The sequence below is a fragment of the Phycicoccus jejuensis genome, assembly GCF_044797865.1.
GTDB lineage: Bacteria > Actinomycetota > Actinomycetes > Actinomycetales > Dermatophilaceae > Phycicoccus > Phycicoccus jejuensis.
In genome coordinates this window covers 733,039-754,049 of record NZ_CP085209.1, presented here as the reverse complement: position 1 = coordinate 754,049, position 21,011 = coordinate 733,039, and the positions used below count along the sequence as shown (strand labels likewise).

The following is a 21,011-nucleotide window of genomic DNA, read 5'->3' as shown; positions in this document are numbered from 1 at the left end:
TGTCGATATCTAGCCTCAGTTATCGGCTGCCGTGGTGGTGGCACGTCGGGTTGGCGTGTCGGAGATGGCTGCAGCCGCTGCGGGGGGACCCTCTCGCCGGCTGCTGGTGCAGTCGCTGGGCTGGGCGAGGACGCTTCCACCGCCGTAGGCGGCTGCGTAGTGCAGGACGTCGTTGACGTACCAGTCGGCGTGGTTGTAGGCGAAGAGGGCCTTGCGCACGCCGTCGGCTCCCTCGGCGACCCCGGAGGCGGTGAGGTAGTTGGCTGCGGAGAACACCGAGTCGGCGTTGTTGTGGATGTCGGCGCGGCCGTCACCGTCGCCGTCGACTCCGTAGCTGGCCCAGGTGGCGGGCATGAACTGCATGAGGCCCTGGGCGCCGGTGCTGGAGGTGGCGGTGTGTGCGCCGTGCGCGGTCTCCTCCATCCCGATCCCGGCCAGCAGCGTCCACGGCAGGGAGTACCGCTTCGCGGCAGCGACGTACAGCGCCTTGACGTCGGCGGGGATCGGCGCCGGGCTGCTGGTCAGGGACGCCAGGCGTGGGGTGCCGGGTGGGGGCAGGTCGAACCCGCGGCCGGGCGGGGACTCGCGGGGGGTAGGCCGTGCGGCGCCGGGTTCCTGGCTGGGTGCGACGGCCACCCCGTTCAGGGGTGCCCCGCGTTCGAGCATGAAGGGGATGGGGTCGATGGCGCTGCCATCGCGGCGGACCTCGAAGTGCAGGTGGGGCCCGGTGCTCTTGCCGGTGGAGCCTTCCAGGCCCAGCGGCTGCCCGATGCGTACGGCCGCCCCAGCGCGCACGTCGGGGTTGATCCGGGCGAGGTGGGCGTAGGCGGTGTGGATGCCGCCGCCGTGGTCCAGGACGACGAGGTTGCCGTAGCCGCCGGCAGTGCCGGCGCTGACCACCGTGCCGGCTGCGGCCGCGACGACCGGGCCGGGCCGGGGCAGGGAGGTCAGGTCCTGCCCGGTGTGCTCTTTCCAGATGCGCTCGATCGGGTGGAACCTGATCCCGAAGCCGCGGGAGCCGACGGCGTAGGCCTGGTGGAAGGGTGGGCGCCACGCTCCTGCCGCGGGGGCGCCGGCAGCGGCGCAGCTGGTGGCCTGGACGGCGGCGGCGGTCCCGGCGGCGGTGGTCGCGACCAGGAGCATGGGTGCCCCGATGGCCAGGATGGCGACCAGCAGGGCCGGGAGCAGGATCTTCTTCACGGTGGCGCCGTCGTCAGATCGCGCCCTCGAGCGCCTCGTTGGTCCAGGTCAGGTGCTCCTCCAGGGGGTGCAGCCTGGTCTCGACCTTGTAGGGACGCTCCCCCACCAGCCACAAGGCCCGACCCTTGCGCTGCATCGCCCAGCCGGTCATCACCTCGCGGGCCTGGTCACCCAGGCCGAGCATGTCGTCCAGCTCGCGGGCCACGCCCTGCTTCTGGCCGTGGAGGATCTTCACGTCCGCCAGGTGCATCAGGTCGCGGGCGATGTTGGCGGCTTGGGAGCCTTGGTCGCCGACGGTGAGCATGTCCGAGGGCTTGTGTGCGTTGAGCCACTGGATGTCGCCGCCTCGGCCGGCGACACCGCGGGAGAGGCGCAGGTCCTCATCGAGCGACTTCACCGCCTCGACGCCCAGCCGCATGGCCTTCCACACCTCGTCGCGCACGACGACGCGCAGGTCTCCGGGGTCGGCGATCTCGCGCATCCCGCGGCCCCAGCTGTTCAGGCACACCAGGGCCGTGCCGACTGCCTCGTCCCCCAGGGGGTTGAGCCTGGAGAGGGAGAGGGACTGGATGGGGGCTCGCCAGTCGACGTCGATGTTGGTCAGATCGTCGAAGAGACCGGCCAGGGCGCCGGAGACGAGCTGGCCGAGCGCGTCGCGCAGGAGGCGGGTCTGGTCGAGGAAGTGTTGGCGGCTGGAGTAGCGGCACTGCTGGATGAGCCGGTCGGTGGGAGCGTCGAGGTAGTGCCACAGCTTGGGGATCGTCGTCTCGGTCAGGGTGGTGTTCCCGGTGCCGTACCCGGTGAGGTCCTCCAGGGCGGTCTTGACGACGGTCTCCTCGCTGGGACCGAACGGGACCCGCTCGCTGCCGATGCGCTGGCTGCCGACGAGGGCACGCACGAGGGTGAGCCACCGGGTGAACGCGACGGCGCTGCGGCTGCGGGCTGCTTCCGCGGTGAGGTCGGCCCACCCATGGGCCAGCGGCCCGAGCCCGAGGGGGTTGATCCGTGCCGGCATCCCGGGTCCGAGCGCGAAGGGAGTGACGCCGAAGAAGCGGCAGAGCCGCTCGTACTCGTCCTTGGGGTCGCCCAGGATCAGGATGCGGTAGCCGAAGTCGGTCATCCGCAGGCAGAACGCCTTGGTCGTGGCGGACTTGCCCGTGCCGGGCTTGCCCATGCAGACGACGTTGGCGTTGGTGACCGGGATGTCGTCGCGCAGGACCCACCCGACCGGGTCGGCGTGGAACGCCGACCCGGACAGCATGTCGATGCCCATCTGCGCCCCGGTCGGCGGCAGGCCCGGTCCGGCGATGAACGGCCAGAACACCGGCGCCTGGTCCGAGGTCATCCGGTAGGCGGTCACGGGTGCGCTGGCGGCGGCCCAGCCGCGGCCGGCGGCACGGGCGCCCCGGCGGGGCTGGTGGCGGAAGAGGCGGGCCTCCTTGGGTGGTGTCGGCTCCGCCCCGAGCGTGGGGACGTCGTGGCCGAAGTCGGCCAGCAGGCGGGTGACGTCGCGGCCGCGTGCCGTTCCGGTCATCTGGGTCTCCCGAGGGTGGTTGTGGCGTCTGGTCTGTGTCCGTGGGCGGGTCCGGCGGCCGTGGAGCCTCACCCGTCGCCGCGGCGGGTGAGGCTGATGCCCATGGGCACCACGGATGCGGCGAACGCGACGTCCTGGGCCAGGTCGAGCCGCAGGCCGGCAAACCCGGCCGCGCGGATCGCGCCGTCGAGGCGGCGCCCGTACTCGGCCACCCGCAGGGTCTTGGGCACCGTGACCGTGCACACCGCGTACGGCTGGGTCATCGCGCTCCCTCGCGAGAGCCGCTCCTCACGTGCCCGGACCTGGGCGACCTCGTCGCGGACCTTGGTGGACTGGCGCATCCTCGCCTTCTCCCGCAGCGCGCTGCCGACGTCGGCAGCCCACTCCCCCGAGGCCGCAGCACGCGCCGCCTTGCGCTGGGAGAGGATCGGGTAGGCCACCAGGAACGAGCGACGCTCACCGGTGGCTCTCGGCGCCAGGATCGGCGCCAGCGCTCCGAGCAGGGCTCCCTTGACCGGCAGGCGCAGGGTTGAGCTGATCGAGTTCCAGGCGTCGTGGCTGTAGTGCCGGGCCACGACGTCGGCGCCGGAGGGCCCGGCCATCGCCCACGGCACCTGGGTGTTGACCTCGACCCCGGCGGCCGCAGCGGTCAGGGCGTCGACGATGCCAGCACGGTCCCCGGGGGCGAACCCCGTCCGGCAGGCCACTGCGAGCTCGGGACTGGTCAGCCAGGTGATGTTCGTACAGCCCATCCCGCCCTTGAGCTGGGCTTCGATCTCGGCCATGACGCCATAGAGGACCTGGGCGCGGGCCTCGATGCCGCGCCCGGCCTCCCTGGCCGCCTTCCCCAACCGTGTCTCGGGGACCACGACCGTCACGAAGGTCTCGGTCCGGACCGAGGCGCCGGTGAGGATCTGCTGCAGGTCGTTGTTGATGGCGCGCACCTGCCCGCCGGGGCCGCGGCGGTGGCGTGCCGTCCACTGGTCGCGCTCGGCGCCGTCCTCGGGGACCGTGCGCGTGAGGAAGAGGACCTCGTCGACGAGCTCGCCACGAGCGGCCTGGTCGATGAGGTCTGCGAGCCCCTGGGCCATCCGGGACCTCTCGTCGGCGTCGCGCATGCCCAGCCCTGGGTGGACGATGGCGGCCGTGACCGCCCACGTCCGGGCGGCGTGGTTCTGGATCAGCGCCACCCGCCTGCCCTCGAGCCCGCTGGGTGGGCCCTCATGGATCTCCACCCCGGCCAACGACCCGGGCAGGTCTGCCTGGTCGAGGTTCTCGACACCACCTCGAGCCGCCCTGGAGCGGAACCGGGTCCACCCCGCGACCCCTCCGGTCACGAACGCGATCGAGGCCACCAGCCACCCGGTCGCCGAGCGGCCGCGCACCGGCACCACCGTCACCAGGGTCACGGCGACGCTGGCCAGCAGCAGCAACCCTGCGGACGCCCATGCTCCGCGGTTCAGGGCGATGAACACCGGCAGCACGGACCCGACGATGACGCCGGCCTGCCAGCCGGTGAGCCCGAACGGGAGCCAGCCGATCCGGGCCTTGGAGTAGTCGCGGTAGATCACGGTCATGACGTGTCCTTCTCTCAGACGGGGACGATCGGTACGGCTGCGGCAGCGGCGGCGGCGCCGCCCCCTGCGGCGGCACCCCCGCCCGCTGCGGCGCCGGCCGCGCCCGGGGCGCCGGCCCCTCCCACTCCTGCGGCAGCTGGTGTGGGAGGACTGGGCGACGGCGGCGGGGCGCCGGCGCCGTTGATCTCGGGGTTGTTCTGGTTGGCGCTGCTCGGGCCGCCGGTGTTGCCGCCCTTGGACCGCGCGCCGCCGAAGTCCGGGATGTAGGTGTTGTGCCCGATCCCCATCTGGTTGGTCAGGTCGGCCCCCATGGTCGCGGCTGCGGTGCCGGCCCCCACGACCACTCCGAGGGCGTTGCCGACGGGGCCCAGGACCCGGCCTGCGGCCGAGGCGACCCGGGAGGTCGTCGCGGCCTCGGCTCCCACTTCGCCCTGGCTGCGCCCGGCGCCGTCACTGGTGGCGGCCGCCGAGGACTGCCCGGCGGAGCCGCCTTGCCCGAGCAGACCGCTGATTCCTCCTTGGGCGGCCAGGCCGGCTCTCATCGCCGCACCCGAGGAGGTGCCCGGATCCACGAAGGCCAGCAGCTTGAACAAGGCCAACGGGGCGAAGCATCCGACCAGCAGCAGCATCACGGCAGGCACCGCGGTCCCGATGGCCTTCTCGACGCTGTCGCCCGCGCCGAGCGCGATGCTGGAGGTGATCTGCACACCGAGGCCGAGCATCAGCATCATCACCACCGGGGTGAACGCGGCGGCGTGGAACCAGCGGAAGGACTTCCAGAACCAGGACCGTCCGCCCTCCCAGACCAGCCCGGCTGCGGAGATCGGCGCCGTAGCGGACAGCACGAGCAGGGACGCACCCCGCGCGAGCATGACCAGCAGGTGCCCGATCGCCGCGAAGACCAGGAAGATGCCGAGGATGCCCAGGACGGTGGCCATCGTGCCGTCGGTGATGTCCGCGGCGTCGAAGCCGCTCCACGGCTGCCAGGCCTGCATCGAGTCCACGCCCAGCAGGGCCTGCATCAGTCCCTTAGTCAGTCCGCTGGCGGCGGCCAGGAGCAGGACGGCGTACCCCACCCAGGCGACCCAGAGAATGACGTACTGCGCGACCCCGATGGCCACCCGCGCCAAAGAGTCCCCGTCTCGGCGGAAGGCGGCGGCACCGAGCTGCAGCATCATCAGGAGCAGGACCAGCGTTCCGGAGATCCAGAACGTCAACGGGTAGACGCTGCGCATGGGTCCTTGGGCGCTCAGGTCAGGGGTGAGGAAGGCGTCCTCGAGGCCCAGCACCAGCTTCAGCAGCCACAGCCCGGCGTTCCACAGGCCGAGCATGCCGGTGGTCCACCCGTCGGCGACGATCGAGGCGGCTGAGTTCCCCAGGTGCGTGAACGGGTCGATGACCTCCCACCAGTCCATCTCTAGCCCTCCCCGTCGGTGGGTCCGGAGCTGGACCAGGTGGCCCACCCGGCCTCATGGGCCATGGCCGTCTCCGGCCAGGTCGACGGAGCGCGGGCCGGAGCGGGGCCGGCCCCGATCACCCATCGCCCCTGCAGCCACTGCATCCGTTCGCAGTGCCCGTAGGCGATGCGGGCGGTGCTGGCGACCTGGGCACGCACATCCATCAGGACGCACGCCAGGACCCAGTCCGGGCCGTCGACACCCTTGACCTGACCGGCCACGGGTGTCGCCGACACCAGGGGGGCAGCTGCGGAGCCGGCCCGGGAGGTGTGGAAGGCCTGGATGCTCCGGACCAACTCCCACTGCCCTGCCGGTTGCGTCCCAGGCTGTGCCCATGCCTGGTGCACACCAGTGGCGCGCTGTACCGACATGCCCTGCAGCACGGTGCTCTCGATGGCCGCGAGCTGGCCCAGCGCTCCTTCGGGTGTGCGGGGAAAGCCGGTAGGTACCTCTGCCGCGCCCAGCTCGGTGGGGGCCGGGACCGTGATGGTCGGTCCGGGGTCACTGGCCGGGGTGCCGCCGCGCGCGGCCGATGGAGGGACGGTGAGCATCGGCGCGGCCGCGATGGCGTCGCGTCGCTGGGCTCCCGAGGGCAGGGAGGTCGGCGGCGGTCCGTTCTTCGCGGCCGGCTCCTCGCGCGGGCCGCGCACCGCGGCGTACACGGCGTAGGCGACTCCGAAGACGGCCAGGAGGGCCGCGACCAGGACACCGGCCAGCGTGCGCAGCAGAGCGCGCCGGCTCCACGGGTCCCCCGGCTCGGTACGCGACCCGATCATCAGATGCAGCCAGCGCCGAGCATGCTGCTCACGATGCCCGGGCCGACGAGGTAGGCCAGCACAGCCAGGAAGACCAGCGCCACACCGACCACACCGGCCTTGCTGGCATGCGGCAGGCCGAAGACCCGGCCAGCGACGATCGCGCCGATGCTGACGACGATGCCGAGCACGAAGAGGATGCCGACGCCCCAGAGCACGTATCCCATGAGCTGGTCGGCGTAGCGCTGGGCGCCGGGCGGCGCCTGGGGGCAGACCCGGGCGATCTGGGCGGTGAGGGTGTGGATGTTCATCGGGTGGTTCCTTCCATGAGGTTGAGCTCCGGGGCGGTCAGTGCCAGGAGGTGGGCCGCTGCCTGTAGCAGCGGTGCTGGGAGGTCCTGTCCGGTCAGGCCCCGCTCGGCCAGGTCCTTGTCGGTCGGGATGCACTGCAGGCGCCCGGCGCGGCTCGCGTGGGTGCTCAGCGGACCCAGGCCGGCCTGGAGATGGCGTGGCCAGCGTCGACGCGCTGGCCCGCGGACGGCGATGGCCGGCTCGAGCGGGCTGAGCATCGTCAGGGCGTTCTCCAGTCGCCGTAATCCCGGGGTGGTGGCGGTGGTGGTCACGACCGCCGACGCCGCCTCTGCGACGCTCCGGTTCACCCAGGACTGGCCGGCCAGGAGCTGACCGAGCTCCCACCCGATGTCCAGGACCAGGAGGCGCTGAGGATCCTCGAGAGCGGGAGGAACCGGAACCTCGGCCGGGGTCAGCAGCGCCGTCGAGGCCCGAGCGAGGTGGACCTGGCCACGCCGCCCGATCCGCCACCCGCCAGTGGTCCCCAACTCGGCGGTGGCGGCACAGGCCAGCCCGGTAGCGGTAGCGCTAGCGCACTCGATCACCTGAGCCGGTGCGGCGACGGTCGCCATCGCGACGGCCAGGGTCGAGACGCCGGCCTGCGGATGGCACCCGAGGATCGCGATGACAGGCCCCGGCGGCGACCACGTGCACTCCGGATCCGGGTCCGCGACCCAAGGGCGCGGGCGAGGGCCGTCGCAGCGGAACTCTCCCTCGCGCACCGCGCGCCAGGCGCGCTGCAGCTCGCTGACGGACACCGGACGGGTCGGGGTCCTGGTCTGGGTCTGGGTCATGTCGCGTCCTGAACGGATCCGCGCTGCAGCCGCAGCACCTCGCGCAGCTGCTCCCCGGGCAGGGCGGCCAGCCGGCGCTGGGCGGCCCACGCGCGCTGCAGCCGAGCAGCGGCCGCCCCCAGGTCTGCGACGGCGGCTCCCTCGTCGCGCGCATCGCGCACCAGCTGGGCCAGGTCCTCGTCGGTCGTCACGATCATCACCTCGCTCCCGGAAGCGGGGCGGGCCGGCTCAAGGGTCACGCGACGGCTCCCATCTGGGCGCGGGCTGCGGCGATGGCCTCCAGTGCCGCGCTCGCGCGCCGCCGGATGGTCGCCTCGGAGCCTCCGACGTCGGCGGCCACCGCGGCTCGGGCCGCCTGGGAGAACAGCCCTCCGCGGCCGCGATGGTTCTGGCTGGGGTCGGCCGCGCAGGCGGCCACGGACAGTCGGTGCAGCAGGTCCAGGTCCCGCCTTTCGACCACCCCTGCCCGCACCGCCCACTCCAGCAGCTCGCCCAGCTCGACGGTCCTGTTGGTCGGAGCGCTGTAGCGCTGAGCCTCCAGAGCCGTCCACAGCTCCGCATCGGGCTGCACCGGGACCGCCTGGGCCCAGGTGGCGTCGACCTCACGACCGTGCTCTCCCACCTCGAGGTCGCGAAGCACCCCGCGCCGGGTGTTCATCACGATGTTCGCGGCCACCTTGCGCCGCCGCTCCCACGCGAAGGACCGCACCTCCAGCCAGAGCTGGGCGGCCACGAGCTCGTCGATGCGGGAGGTCAGGGTTCGCAGCCGGTAGGCCACGACGCACGCGCCGGGCAGCAGCACCCACGCCAAGGTCCCGGCCGCGGCGAGGTCGTCACCCCCGCGAGGGCTGGCCAGAACGGCCAGGGCATGCAGGACGTCGTCGGCCGCTGCGGGGTCCGCAGCCGGTAGCCAGCCGGGCAGGTCGCTCAGGTCACCGACAGCGGCCAGCGCCGGGTACTGCCGCCCCCAGGAGGGCCACCGGTCTCGTGCCTGCACCAGCAGGTCCTCGTCGAGGCTGCCCAGTCCCAGCTGCGTGGCGACGCTCATCACCATGTCCTTTCGTCGCGGTCTCACACGAGAAAGGTCGTGACGGGTCATCCCCTCACCCGTCCCCCCCGACCTGGGGGGACGGCGGGGGGACGCCGCCCGCTGCGCCTGTTTGCGCAGGTCAGAGGCATCCCCCCGAAAGATCCCCTCAAGGTGTTGCCCACAGCCGTGGTGCACGGGACGTCAGGGCCGGCGGCGATACTGCCGGAGTGCCCGTTGACCCGCCCCGACGCCCGGGGACGCCGCTGGGTCAGCGTCCGGTCACCCTCGGGCATGAGCGGGGGGGCGACGCGCCGCTGGCGGCTCCGAGTCGACGCCACGTCTGGGTCAGGTCACCCCAGGGGCATGAGGAGAGTTAGTCCCCCGGGCTGCTGCTGCGGTGGGAGCGCGGTCCTGACGGGGTGTACGGCCAGGTGACATACGTGGCCGTCGACGACCCCGGTCACCCGGTTCAGGTCACCCAGGTTCCCTCGGCGACCCTGATACGGCCGGCATGAGGGCCGGGCCGGTCAGCTGGCGCGGAGATGATGCCAAGCCCTCCTAGCCAGCGAGAATCTCAGTGACACGTCCCGAGGGGCTAGGACCGTAGGCCTCGATCCGACCCCAACGTGGACTTGAGTCACTTCGCCCACTGTGCGCCCGCATCACAACGCCCAGTTAACCGCCGGGGATCGGTGTATCTCCCTGTCTAAGATGCACCGAATCTTGCAAGAACGGGGCGGCTGACCATTCTAGAACCATTTGATGTTATGAATCTCGGGCGTGTCGCTGGCCGCTTGTGATGGACGGATCCACGGGTTGCCCAGGCGCCTATGAGCGAAGCTTGGCCTCTTGCTGGATCCGCCGATACTCCTGCCAGATCGCGTCGACCCCCTTCTCGGCCAAGAGCGCGCGGATCCGTCCGATCGCGTTCTGCGAATATCTCTGGTGCCTGACCGCCCCGATCTTGAACTCCTTGTAGCAGTCCGGGTCCGACTTGAGGTTGAGCAGACGGATAGCTGCCGAAGTCTTGTTCGGAGTCAGGCCTACCTTCTTGGCAAGATCGTTGTGACCGAGGTTGTAAAAGCCCAGTTCGTCCACGCGCCTGACGGCGATGACCGATGACCCGGGGGTGCCCTCGGGGACGATCGTGATCGGCACCCCTTCGTTCTTGGCAATCCTCAGTGACACGTTGGGGCCCGAACCGTCAGTCACGAACGTGACGGAGGCGATGCCCTGAAAGATCTGGCCGAACTCGTGCCCCGACCGAACCTTCTTCACGAGCTGGCGGAGGTCCCCTTCACCTGGCTGCAGAAGTTCCCCCCGGATAGCTCCGTCAACGATTGCCAAACCTCGCAACTTCGCCTGGGCTTCAGCCTGTCTGCGGCTGCCAGGGGCGAGAAGCTGGCGCACCTCTTCCAACTCCTCTTCGAACATCAACATGGGGTCTGTGATGGCTCGGGTTGATATCGGCAACACCCTAGCGGGCAAGAGATCGCTCAGCTTCTCCTGGAACACGGCGTCCACGACGTCGCGGAACAGGGTCACGCCGCCCTGGGCGTGCAGGTAGAGCTGTGCCTCGGAGAGATCGACCAGGTGATGCTGAGCGGCGTCTCGAAGGCCGTTTATGGCCTGTAGGACAAGAGCCTGCTCATCTGTGAGGAACTGGACTCCGGGCGTTGACAAAGCCCTGCGCACGCAAGCGTCGAACCCGATGGTGTTCTTCTCGCGCGGCTCCCGGATCCTTCCGCCGCGGTGAAGGATCGAAGCCTTGAGGAGCATCTCAAAGGCATGGTCCAGCAGGATCAGCACCGCATCGCCTCGGCCAAGGTCCCAAGGACGATTGAAGTGCTCGACGCTGAGGGTGAGCGAGGCAACGGCCTTGTCCTTGAGCAGCCTCACTTCACGCTTCACGGCGATCTCTCTCAGCGTGGTACCTGTACCGCTCGAACAGGGCCGCCTCACGCTGCGCAGAGTCCGGTTGGCGAAGGCCGTAGAGCTCATCGACTACGGCGTCGAGCTTTCGATGTGCCATCTCCAGTTCGACGGGCATACTTCTCGGTTCATAAAGCTCGGCCAGGCTGCGGCTCGCCCTCAGCGGCGAACGCACGGCAATCAGGTGCTCGGTAGCCACCGTCAACCGACCTCTAGCCGGCTCGTCCAAGTCCGGCCAGGGGTACGAGTTATAGGCGAGGTCGGCTGTGATCGTCGGGTCGGACTTTAGCCGACCACCGACCGTCCGGATCCATGTTTGATACATCTGCGATTGCAGTAGCCCGAGCAGCCACGTCTCCGCGGGGTACACAATGGTTGCCTTATTGGAGGCGACGGTGCCCTCGTCAAAGACTTCGGCAGGGATCCAAGTTCTCGAGTCTGTCGAGTTCTGCGGAAGAGCGATGTATGCCCCTCGTGGGTGCTTGCGGTGTGTGAACAGGTGGGGCGGTGTCTCCCTGAACGCCTTTGTGGGCGACTTTGCGCGGGCAGCAGACACGATCGCCAGACGTTCGGAGATCCGTCGGGAAGTCAGTGCCCCGTTTGAAGCCGAAGTCAGCCAGAGGCACCACTTCCATTTGTCATGTAGCAGTTCCTCGGCGCCCATGTAGCGCTTGACGAAGGGAGCGGCCACGGGGTCATCGCGAAACGACTGCACCTCCTCCTGTGTGATTAGGAGGCCGGCGCCGTCCGTTGGCTGGGATCCGACTGTCATTCGTGGGAGGCCCGACAGGAAGGGGTGCCGACGAGGTGGGATCTCGACGTGATGGGCAGGGGCCAGCCACCAATTGGCCACTACCTCTTGACGTGGGCCACCGCCGTTCTCGGCGAAGAGGGTTACGGAACGGGCTGGGACTGAGCGGAAGCCGATGATGACGACGTGTACAGCGGCCTTGCCTTGAGCGTCCGAGTCCCAGGCAAAGGTGCGGTACGCGAAATGAATGTAGGCGCCAAGCCGGGTCATCAGCGGACCCATGACGCGGGCCTGCTCGCCCTGCGTGATGCTGTTCGTCGCCACAAATGCAACACGGGCTCCGGTCCTGCGGCTGGCCTCGGCACCCTTCGCGAACCAGGCGCACACGTAATCAACGCGTCCCACGCGTAGACCGTTGGCCTCCGGCATGCTGTTGTACAGCGCGGAGCGCTCCGCGGCCTGGTCCGGCGAGAGTTTCAGGCCACCGCGGAACGGGGGGTTGCCGGCAATGAAGAGTTCGCCGCCGCCATCAACCAGTGAGGGCCAATCCACGGCCAGGGACGGCGAGATCGTGATCGTGGCTTCGCGCTGGAGAGGTAGCCGTTCAGGGGCTTGCCCGAAGCGCTCCTGCAGATTGAGGTCGCACTGTCGGTCCATCATGAACATGGCGGTCTCGGCGATGCGCGCCGGCCACTCGTCGATCTCGATACCGTAGAAGTGGTCCAGGGTGACTTTGAGGTCGGACTTCGCGTCGAGCGAGAGCTGGTGCTTATCGCGGAGGTCGTAAAGGGCTTCCATGACTTGGAGCTCGATGGCGCGGAGCTCTCGGTAGGCGACAATTATGAAGTTCCCGCATCCGCACGCGGGGTCCATGAACCGGACATCGCCGAGGCGGTCCCAGAGCTTGTTGAGGGCGTTGACCTTCTTCTGGGTGGTGTCGCGGGCAAGGGCCGCCGTCAGCTCATCCCGGAGCTCGTCCAGGAAGAGCGGGTTGAGCGTCTTAAGGATGTTCTCTTCTGATGTGTAGTGCTCGCCGAGGGCGCGGCGCGTCTCCGCGTCGCGGACCGACTGGAACATCGAGCCGAAAATGGCGGGGCTGATGCCCGACCAGTCGACGGCGCACGCGTCGAGGATGGCCGTGCGGAAGTCCTTGCCCAGGGCCGGCAGGTTGATCTTCTCGTCGAAAATTCCACCGTTCACGTACTTGAACCCTTCGAATCCGGTCGGCACCTCCTTGGGCCGGGGCGTATCGAGGAATGTGAAGAGGTCGTTGAGCACGCGGGCAAGGTCGGAGCCGTCGGGTCGTGTCTCGTGCTGGATGACGTTGCGGAAGGCGTCGGTCTGCCACATCTCGGTGTCGTCGCCGAACATGAGGAACAGGATCCGGGCAAGGGTCACCGAGATCTCGTGATCGCGCCTCTTGGGGTCCGTGGAGGCTGGGTATGCCTTCTCGACTGCCCCGTACATGTTCGCCATGAGCTTCGAGGCACGCTTGGACTCGTTCTGAGCCTCTGTGTCGAAGGCATGTCTGACCTTGCTCAGGACGGCGTTCGCGTCGAGGACGACGTCGAAGGGCATACGGATGATTTCCAGGCGGGCCGCGAACTTGGGGTCGGCGTCGCCCTTCTTGTGGCGGTGGCTGGTCAGACGCGAGGTGACGGACCCGTCCTTGGCTCGCCGCACGGGCCATCGCCAGACCTGCTCCTGATCACCGTCGAAGATGACCAGCCGGTCAGTGCTGGTCTTCGCGATCAGACGATCGAGCTCGGCCTCGAGTGCGGAGCCCGGTCGTTCTTCGCAGACCCAGACCCGGAGGCCCTTGTAGGAGGCGACGTTTCGGGCGCTGATCTTGCTTCCTTCGTCATTGGTCACGCTCACCGTCTGCTTGACGTCTGGTGCGAGCCAGTTGAGGTCCTCGATGAAGACCTCCTGGAAGTCGCCGCGGTCGACCTTTGGGAGAAGGTTCTGGCTCACGTGTCGGTCACTCCAATCGAGCAGACGATGCGCAGCTCGTCGGAATCGCTAGAGCCGATGACGAGGCGGTCTTCGCGGTGCAGACGGTCAAGCAGATCGAGGACGTCCTGGTCGGCGTACTTGTTCCGCAAGGCAATGGACAGCTGGTTCGTGGCGTGCGTAGTCAGCGGGCGCTCATGCAGGGCGTTGAGCGCGTCCTCGGCCTGCTCGGCGTAGAAGGTGCCACCGAATCTTTCCCAGATGCGCTTGCGAACCCCGCGCAGGTTGCCGGCGGCCCTGGCCTCGACGGTCAGAGGGCCTCGTACGAGCTGTGCTTCAAGGTCAAAGTGGTCGTCGCGAAGTGGCGCTGTGGGTGTGGTGGGTTCGGCCTCGAAGACACGCAGCGCCTCAGCGGGGGTGAGGAGGCGTTCGGAGCCGTAGGAGTCGCTCATCGCGAAGGCGTCGATGCCGGACTCGGTACGCACGAAACAGGCGACGCCACCGGCGGACTCGCGCGCGTACCGGTCGCGGGTTGAGTGGATGAGGTCCGGGAGGCTGAGAACCCGCTTGGTGACCAGGGGGTTGCTGTCCTGGGCGTTGCTCCAAGCGAGCCAGGCCTCGCTCACGGCGTCGGCTTCACCCTCGCCGTCGTCATCGTCATCGGACAAGCGCCCGTCGTAGAAGTCGTGCAGGAGCTTGATCTCGTCGTCCGTGCCGAAGAACTGCTCATCGGAGCCGAAGGCCTCGGCCGCGGCGGTGAGCCGAGCACGGATGCGGCGGCGAAGGTGAATCTGCTGCTCGACCTTGTCGTGGGTGATGAGGTACACGTGAACCGTGTCTGACTCCTGACCAACGCGGTCGACGCGGCCGGCGCGCTGGATGAGCCGGATGATCGCCCAAGGAAGGTCGTAGTTGACGATGACGTGGCTGTCCTGGAGGTTCTGTCCTTCGGAGAGGACGTCGGTGGCGATCAGGACGTCGATCGGGTCTTCGGGCTCCTTGACGTCCTCCACGCTGTGGCCCGGGAGGCGGTTGGACCGAGGGCTGAACCGTCGGGCGACGTCGGAAGGGTCGGTGGAATCCCCGGTCGCCCGGCCGACGTTGTCGATGCCCGCCTCCTCCAAGGCGGCGGCGACGTAAGAGGCGGTGTCCTTGTACTCGCTGAAGACGAGAACCTTCTTGCCCTCATGCTCGCCACGCAGGAGATCGACCAGCGCGTTGACCTTGCTATCCCGGGTTGAGTCCCACGCGCCGAAGCGGGTCAGAAGGGTGCCGATGAGCTCGTTGTCCTTGACCAGGTCGTGCCGCAGGGTGCTCTTGAAGACGGTCGAGTTGAGCCACTTCGTCTTGGCCGGCGCGCTGTCGCGCAGCTCCTGGTACCGGCTCGCCAACGATCCACCCAGAGGCTCATCGCTCTCCAGGTCTTCGTCACTCACGGTGATTTGACGATCGGTGAAGCTGCCCAGCGGGACCTGGAGCTTGTTGTCGATGGCATAGATGAACAGCTCGTTGCGGGCACGCTGCCGCTGCAGGGAAAGGATGAAGGAGTGGCCCGAGGATGAGAGGCGCTTGAAGAGCCCGACGCGGACGAACCCGCTGACGTTGCCGCGGCCGGAGCGGATGTCGTCGAGGTACTTCCTGTCCTCGGCCGTCTTGGATGCGCGGGGGTCTTCGTAGTCGGACAACCGGTAGCGCGGAAGGGTAAGCCGGGCGATGGCATCCAGCGTGGTGTCGTCCTCCATTTTCGACGCTGGGTCGTCGTCGCCGAAGGCATGTGTCAGGGGGTGCGGGATGCGGGTGGGGAAGAAGAACTCGGTCCCGTCGGCAAACTGCAGATACTCGCGCATCTGAGTCGTCCCGTCGGCCAGGGTGACGGTTCTCTTCCGTGCGGACTTCTTGATGAAGCTGCGGGTTCGACGGACCAAGTGGTCGGACATGAGGCGGCGCCAGTCGTCGGCTTCCTCGGACCTCTTGAACGCATCCAGAGTGTTCGTCTTGCCGTCGACCTTGTCCCCCAGGGTGGGGTCCTTCGCCATGGCTGCGGAGGGAACGATCCCTAGGTCATCGTCCTCGTCGATGTACAGCGCGAGCTGGTTGGCGACGTCAGCGAACGCAAGGTTATAGGGCGTGGCCGTCAGCAGCAGGACCTTGCTGGAGTTGCGGCGAACGTAGTCGCGGATAGCCTCATGTGCTTTAGTTGTGTCGTTGCGCAGGTTGTGTGACTCGTCGCAAATGACGAGCTTGAACAGCTTGAGGTCGGGAAGGACCTTGTCGGCCATCGAGTAGGGAACGACCTTGGCGCCTTCAACCCCGTAAGCCTCAAGGTGTTCCTGCCACATTGTCTCGAGGTTCTTCGGGCAGAGGACCAGCGCGCTGTAGTCCTCGGCGGCCTGCAACATTAGTGCGGTCGCCACGGCGGTGAGGGTCTTACCCAGGCCGACGACGTCGCCGAGCATCGTGCCGCCCCGCCGCACGATGCGACGCGCGAGGGTGCGTACAGCAGTGACTTGGTAGTCCAGCAGCAGGTCCTGCATGGACTTGGGCAGCACGTAGCCGAGCCCGTCACGCGCGTCCTGGGACAGCGCGTGGCAGACCTTCAGGTACACCTCGAACGGAGTGGCCTGTTGCTCCCCTGACCAGGACTCTTCAATCAGCTCGATGATCTCCTTGGTGATGACCAGGGAGTACTTGTCGTTCCAGCGGTCCTCGAACCATTTGGCGAGCTTGGCGTTCGCGTCCTGCTCCGCGACGTCGATGTTCAGTTCGAGGTTGTTGAATAGGCCGGCGCCGGTGAAGTTGGAGGAGCCGACGTAGGACCAGAGCGGAACCGGCCCGGCGCCGCCCCGCAAGATGTAGGTCTTGCCATGCAGTGGGCGCCGGGTGAATACGCGGATCTGGACGCGACCAGACTCCAGCTGGCGCTTCATCAGCCGCAGCGTCTCCTGGTCGCTCTTGGTAGGCAGCCCACGCATCAGCTGGGTGCGCAGATGCCGGACCAAGCGCTCCTTCTGCTCCAAGGCCTTGCTGCTGTCGTGGATCGATGCTCCTGGACCGTCCTCGGAGAGCTCGGACTGGAGCGAGTCCAAGATCGCCTGAGAGTCCGACGGCGCCACCATGCCCACAAGCACCCGGGCCACTGCCGCGGTACCCGTCTCATGCTCCTTGCCCTCGATGACATCCCCAAGGTGAGACCATCCCCGCAGGTCGAGATACCCGGTCGCGACGTCGACGCTCGAGTAGGAGTCGCTGAAGTGCTGGCGCAGGGCTATCCCCAGCTGGCTCTCGGCAGTGAGGTTATCGAAGATCGTTGGCACGTCTCGATCCTGCCCTACCCCTCTGACCCCACCTGGGGGCGGTACTCCAGTGTCAGTGGTTTCGGGCACGCTTTGCCCATGAGATTGCGACGTTTCCCGGCCGAGTCGCAGTCCCTCTATGCGTGGTTCCTGCATGTGGGGATGCTTGATGCGTTGTTCGACGACGCGGCTCGTAGCCGCATCGTCCGCCGGGCTCGGCAGAGAATCATGTCGGGCAACGCGGACGCCTACACAAGAGAGCTAGAGAAGTGGTTGGCGGTGCACCCGGTCCAAGCTCTCGATATGGCGATAGCCACCGAGCAGTGCCACCCGGGAGTTCTGGTCTGGTGTGAACTGCCGTTTCATTGGAGCGAGGTTGCCTCGGAGAGGCGACGGGTTGACCAGGGTGAGACCGATCTGCGCAGCTCGTTTCACAGTGTCATCGAAACCAGCCATGGCGCCGCGGCGGTCCACGGCACATTCGATCCCAGCCGGCTGACTTGCTCGACAGCGAACAGTGAACTGTCCGGCGTTCGAACCCAATACATGCTCGCGCAGGTGGCGGGGTGCCTACCTGGTGACATCGAGCTTCGGCCTGTAGCCATTGGAGCTCGACTCCTCAGTGAGGTGGGCGGCTGGGTGGATCGGCTGGACCGACCTGGCGGCGGGCAGCGTTTCGCTCCCGATGAAGTCGAACAATTTAGGAGCGTGGACTTTGCCCGGGCTCCTCGCGTTGAGGACTTGGAGGTCATGCGAGCCATCCCTGAGGCGGAGGTGAAGCGGACTCTGGCATTTGTGCTCGGCGAGCCGGTCGTTCCTAAGGACTGGGGTGGGGAGCAAAGTGACCTCTGGACTGCGCGGCTGCGGGTGGCGGGGCGGTCCTACACGGCGGCGTTTCTGCTGAAGGGACCTGCGGGAGGCACGTTGGCTCGGCCAATGACAATCGGTATGCTCGGTAAGAACGGCGATCAGCTACAGCGTTTGGCAAGCACCCCGGCCGAAGTCTTGGTGGTTCAGCACTGTCATGAAGTGAAGCCAGAAGTAGTGAGCATGCTGCGTAGCCTGGCTTCTGACTTCCGCCATGTCCGGCATTACATGGTTCTCGATGGCTACGACACTTTCGCGATCCTTGAACAAGCGCGACCGTAGGGAGAGGCCACGGACTCTCTTATCGGGCCAGCGACGTAGAGCCGCGACTCTGATGGGTGAGGGCGTGGGGCGCGCCACGTAACTACGACGCCGCGGGGGTTGTGCCGAGAAGCTTCGTTCGCCGAGCGCAGCAAGGGCTTGCCATCGGACCGGGAACGGCGAAGGCAAGGTGCGCCCAAGCGCCGCCTGGAGGTCGCAGCCGCTGCCAAATGCCGCCAACTGTTGCCAGCGTCCGTTATCTCTCGCGTTTTGGCGCGACCAAGCCGCAGCCGGCGGTCCAAACGCCAACCCCGCTGGAGGTGAGCGAGTCACTGTTGGCGCCGGCCGAAACCGGAGAAGTCTTGACCGCCTCGGCCAGCAAGGGGACTGGACGCGACGTCCCTCCCAACCGATCCAATGTCGCCCCGGACGAACGAGTCGGTGTTTGGCGCCGAAGCTCGGCCCTGAGGGTCAGCGCCGACCGTGATCAGGTCCGACCGGTTCGCACCACGAATTTGTTGCCTTGCTGCGTGGACCGTCCTGCGCAGAAGTCGGCTCATCGCCACCCGTAACCAGGGCAATTCCGAAGAGCAGGATCCCTGCGACGATCAGCGGCGCATAGATCGACGTGACGGACCACGAGAAGTAGGACTTGTTGCGCAACCGGAGGTTCCGGATCACGGCGAGATCCATTGAGAACGACTCGACTTCGTTGCGCGCCACAGCGTCATATAGGTCTCGAAAACACCGCTCGTTGTGCAAGTACATGCCGTCCGCTATCGACAGAGCAACCACTGCCACGACGCCGAGGACGATGAGCAGTGCGTTCTCCCGCACCAACGCGACGCCGAAAATCGCGGCCGCCAGCGTGATGGCCCAGCCTTTGGTCGCTGCCGATGAAGCGGCCTGCCGCGCCACGACCGCCTGAATGATGTCGAGGTGCTTGCGGCGGTCTTCGCGGTCCTGGTCGCTGGCGAGGTCATAGGGCATAGAGGCTCACAGCTTCTCGGTGATTCGTTGTTGCGCACGGTCCAGTTCCGCTTCCGTCCAAGGGCTTCCCGCAGGCCAGAAGTCCCCGATCGGATCGTCGTACCAGCGCGGGACAAGGTGGATGTGCAGATGCTGAACGGTCTGCGTGGCGGCCTCGCCGTTGGACTGGATCACGTTCAGGCCATCCGGTCGAAGCGCTGCACGTAGTCCATGGGCGACGCGCAAAGTGGCTTCAGTGAGCAGTGCGCCCGTTGCAGAGTCAAGGTCCCACACGTTCCCGATGTGCCGCTTGGGCACAACTAGGACGTGACCGACCACGGCTGGCTCACGGGGGAAAAACACCAGCACCTCGTTGGTGTCGAGGACGAGCCGCGCTGCTGACTCACCGCGAACGATCGCGCAGAAAGGGCAACAGTCTTGCGGCGCTGTCTCAAGGGTGGCGTCATCTGTCATGGCCTCTTGTAACCCTTCGCAATCCAGCTGTCGAGGTTCGCCTCGATGCTCGCATAGACCTGCTTGCTGTCCTGCCCGGACGGCGTGAATACGGGAACGAAGTCCGCGAACGTCTTGGTGCTGTCGGAAAACCCGAACAGTGAGAACGGGTTCGTTCCCGCAGTCGAAGGACGCTGGTTCGAGTCAAGCAGGCCATGAATGCGAATCCCGAGGAGCGGCTTACGCGTGTCCCACGCCTTGCGGATCTCGTACTTGACGAACTTGCGACTGGCGGTCTCAGAACCGATGAGGACGACGACCGCGGCCTTTCGGGCCATCTCCTTGTCGATCCACTGATGTACCGCTGCATCACCCTGCTTCTTCACCGCCTCCCAGTTCTGGGCGGGCAGGATCTCCTGACCGGCGATGGCGCCCATGCGCAAGATCTGCGGGACTGCTGAAGGTCTGGTTGACACTTCCGGTGTGGTGTTTCAGGCCGCGTGAGCGGCATGGTTGATGGTCTCAAACTCGACCGGGGTGAGCTTGCCGAGGGCGCGTTGCCGGCGCCGGCGGTGGTAGGTGCGCTCGACCCAGGTGACGATCGCCAGGCGCAGCTGGTCACGGGTCTGCCAGCGGCGGCTGTTCAGGACGTTCTTCTGGAGCAGGGAGAAGAAGCTCTCCATCGCGGCATTGTCCGCCGAGGAGGCGACACGGCCCATCGACCCCTTCAGGTGATGTTGGCCGAGGGCGGCGACGTAGGTCCGGGAGCGGAACTGAGAGCCCCTGTCCGCGTGGACCACGCACCCGGTGACTCGTGCGCGGCCTCGGCGGGCCACCGCCATCTCCAAGGCGTCAACCGCGAGGTGCCGGGTCCTGTGGGAGTCAATCGAGTAGCCGACGATCCGGCGGGACCAGACGTCTTTGACCGCGCACAGGTACAGCGTGCCCTCGCCGGTGGGGTGCTCGGTGATGTCGGTGAGCCACAGCATGTTCGGGCCGGGTGCGGTGAAGTCCCGCTCGACGAGGTCGTCGTGCACCGGCGGGCCCGGCTTCTTGGACCGGCCCCGCTTCCTCGCGTGCGCGGAGACGATCCCAGCCTGCGAGCAGACCTTCCACACCCGCCGCTCGGAGACCTCGTGCCCGGCGTCGGCGAGCTCGTCGGCGATGAACCGGTACCCGAACCCCGGCTCCTCGGCGTGCACCTCGAAGGCGGCGTTGGTCGCGTACGCGTCGACCAGGTCCCGCTCGGAGACCGGGACCGCCCGCCAGGAGTAGAACGCCTGCCGGGAGAAGCCCAGCAGCCCGCAGGTCACCGCGACGGGGATGCCGTCGGCGGCAAGGTCCAGGACCAGCGGGAAGGTCATTTTGGGGACTGGCCCAGCTTCAGGTTCGCCTGGGACAGGTACGCGGCCGCTCGGCGCAGCACCTCGTTCTCCTGCTCCAGCGCCCGGTTGCGTCGCTTGAGGTCTCGCAGCTCCTCGGAGTCGGCCCGCGTGACGCCAGGACGGATCCCGTCCTCGACGTCAGCGGCCCTGAGCCAGTTCCTCAAACACGACTCGGAGATCCCGAAGTCCCTGGCCAGTTGCGCGATCGGGGTCTCGCCCTTGCGGGCGACCGCGACCACGTCCTCACGGAACTCCTTTGGATGGGGTGCAGGCATGTCGACATCCTCCCAGCGGGACCTCCTCGGCCCCACAGATCAGGTGTCAACCGAACCTTCAGCAGTCCCCCCCGGGCTCTGCTCGCAAGCTGTGACCAAACCCCAAACTTGAGGGGCCGCTCGAGGTGAACGCAGTCTGGAGCGCGTCTCGACCTACGACATGGCCACCTGGTGC

16 protein-coding genes and 1 pseudogene are annotated in these 21,011 nt (G+C 67.6%); 1 reads left to right on the top strand and 16 read right to left on the bottom strand.

Annotation, left to right across the window (positions count from 1 at the left end):
- Nucleotides 1-15: 15 nt before the first annotated feature.
- From LG324_RS03425 to LG324_RS03370, 12 genes are all read right to left on the bottom strand, one after another.
- A complete protein-coding gene (locus LG324_RS03425) occupies nt 16-1,200 on the bottom strand; it encodes a peptidoglycan DD-metalloendopeptidase family protein (protein ID WP_404351786.1) in 1,185 nt (394 codons plus the stop codon).
- A 13-nt stretch (nt 1,201-1,213) separates the two neighbouring features.
- Nucleotides 1,214-2,734, bottom strand: a complete 1,521-nt coding sequence (locus tag LG324_RS03420) for an ATP-binding protein (RefSeq protein ID WP_404351783.1) — start codon at nt 2,732-2,734, stop codon at nt 1,214-1,216.
- Nucleotides 2,735-2,802: 68 nt separating this feature from the next.
- On the bottom strand, nt 2,803-4,311 hold the full coding sequence (locus LG324_RS03415; protein WP_404351781.1) for an SCO6880 family protein: 1,509 nt from the start codon (nt 4,309-4,311) through the stop codon (nt 2,803-2,805).
- Between the two features lie 14 nt (nt 4,312-4,325).
- Nucleotides 4,326-5,726 carry a hypothetical protein gene (locus LG324_RS03410; protein ID WP_404351779.1) on the bottom strand — a complete coding sequence of 467 codons (1,401 nt, stop codon included), beginning with the start codon at nt 5,724-5,726 and terminating at the stop codon, nt 4,326-4,328.
- A gap of 2 nt (nt 5,727-5,728) precedes the next feature.
- The gene (locus LG324_RS03405; protein WP_404351777.1) at nt 5,729-6,544 is read right to left on the bottom strand and encodes a hypothetical protein; all 816 of its coding nucleotides are present in this window, start codon (nt 6,542-6,544) and stop codon (nt 5,729-5,731) included.
- On the bottom strand, nt 6,544-6,834 hold the full coding sequence (locus LG324_RS03400; RefSeq protein WP_404351774.1) for a hypothetical protein: 291 nt from the start codon (nt 6,832-6,834) through the stop codon (nt 6,544-6,546). Before LG324_RS03400 ends, LG324_RS03405 begins: the two co-directional genes overlap by 1 nt.
- A complete protein-coding gene (locus LG324_RS03395) occupies nt 6,831-7,145 on the bottom strand; it encodes a hypothetical protein (protein ID WP_404351772.1) in 315 nt (104 codons plus the stop codon). The genes LG324_RS03400 and LG324_RS03395 overlap by 4 nt, the downstream gene beginning before the upstream one ends.
- Before the next feature lie 518 nt (nt 7,146-7,663).
- Nucleotides 7,664-7,858 carry a hypothetical protein gene (locus LG324_RS03390; protein WP_404351769.1) on the bottom strand — a complete coding sequence of 65 codons (195 nt, stop codon included), beginning with the start codon at nt 7,856-7,858 and terminating at the stop codon, nt 7,664-7,666.
- A 44-nt stretch (nt 7,859-7,902) separates the two neighbouring features.
- Complete coding sequence (locus LG324_RS03385) at nt 7,903-8,715, bottom strand: hypothetical protein (protein ID WP_404351767.1); 813 nt, start codon at nt 8,713-8,715, stop codon at nt 7,903-7,905.
- Nucleotides 8,716-9,525: 810 nt separating this feature from the next.
- Nucleotides 9,526-10,608 carry a DUF3644 domain-containing protein gene (locus LG324_RS03380; RefSeq protein WP_404351765.1) on the bottom strand — a complete coding sequence of 361 codons (1,083 nt, stop codon included), beginning with the start codon at nt 10,606-10,608 and terminating at the stop codon, nt 9,526-9,528.
- The gene (locus LG324_RS03375; RefSeq protein WP_404351763.1) at nt 10,598-13,354 is read right to left on the bottom strand and encodes a class I SAM-dependent DNA methyltransferase; all 2,757 of its coding nucleotides are present in this window, start codon (nt 13,352-13,354) and stop codon (nt 10,598-10,600) included. The genes LG324_RS03380 and LG324_RS03375 overlap by 11 nt, the downstream gene beginning before the upstream one ends.
- Nucleotides 13,351-16,647: a helicase-related protein gene (locus tag LG324_RS03370; protein WP_404351762.1), complete on the bottom strand. Its 3,297-nt coding sequence runs from the start codon at nt 16,645-16,647 to the stop codon at nt 13,351-13,353. The genes LG324_RS03375 and LG324_RS03370 overlap by 4 nt, the downstream gene beginning before the upstream one ends.
- 78 nt (nt 16,648-16,725) lie before the next feature.
- On the opposite strand from LG324_RS03370, the gene LG324_RS03365 reads away from it, so the two are divergent.
- Nucleotides 16,726-17,775 carry a hypothetical protein gene (locus LG324_RS03365; protein WP_404351760.1) on the top strand — a complete coding sequence of 350 codons (1,050 nt, stop codon included), beginning with the start codon at nt 16,726-16,728 and terminating at the stop codon, nt 17,773-17,775.
- 450 nt (nt 17,776-18,225) lie between these two features.
- Here the strand turns inward: LG324_RS03365 and LG324_RS03360 are convergent, their stop codons facing one another.
- From LG324_RS03360 to LG324_RS03345, 4 genes and pseudogenes are all read right to left on the bottom strand, one after another.
- A complete protein-coding gene (locus LG324_RS03360; RefSeq protein ID WP_404351758.1) occupies nt 18,226-18,744 on the bottom strand; it encodes a hypothetical protein in 519 nt (172 codons plus the stop codon).
- 6 nt (nt 18,745-18,750) lie between these two features.
- Entirely contained in the window at nt 18,751-19,197 is a 447-nt protein-coding gene (locus LG324_RS03355) for an HIT family protein (RefSeq protein WP_404351756.1), read from the bottom strand.
- Nucleotides 19,194-19,613, bottom strand: a complete 420-nt coding sequence (locus LG324_RS03350) for a TIR domain-containing protein (RefSeq protein WP_404351754.1) — start codon at nt 19,611-19,613, stop codon at nt 19,194-19,196. Before LG324_RS03350 ends, LG324_RS03355 begins: the two co-directional genes overlap by 4 nt.
- A gap of 54 nt (nt 19,614-19,667) precedes the next feature.
- A pseudogene (locus tag LG324_RS03345) lies at nt 19,668-20,836 on the bottom strand (IS3 family transposase).
- Nucleotides 20,837-21,011 lie beyond the last annotated feature (175 nt).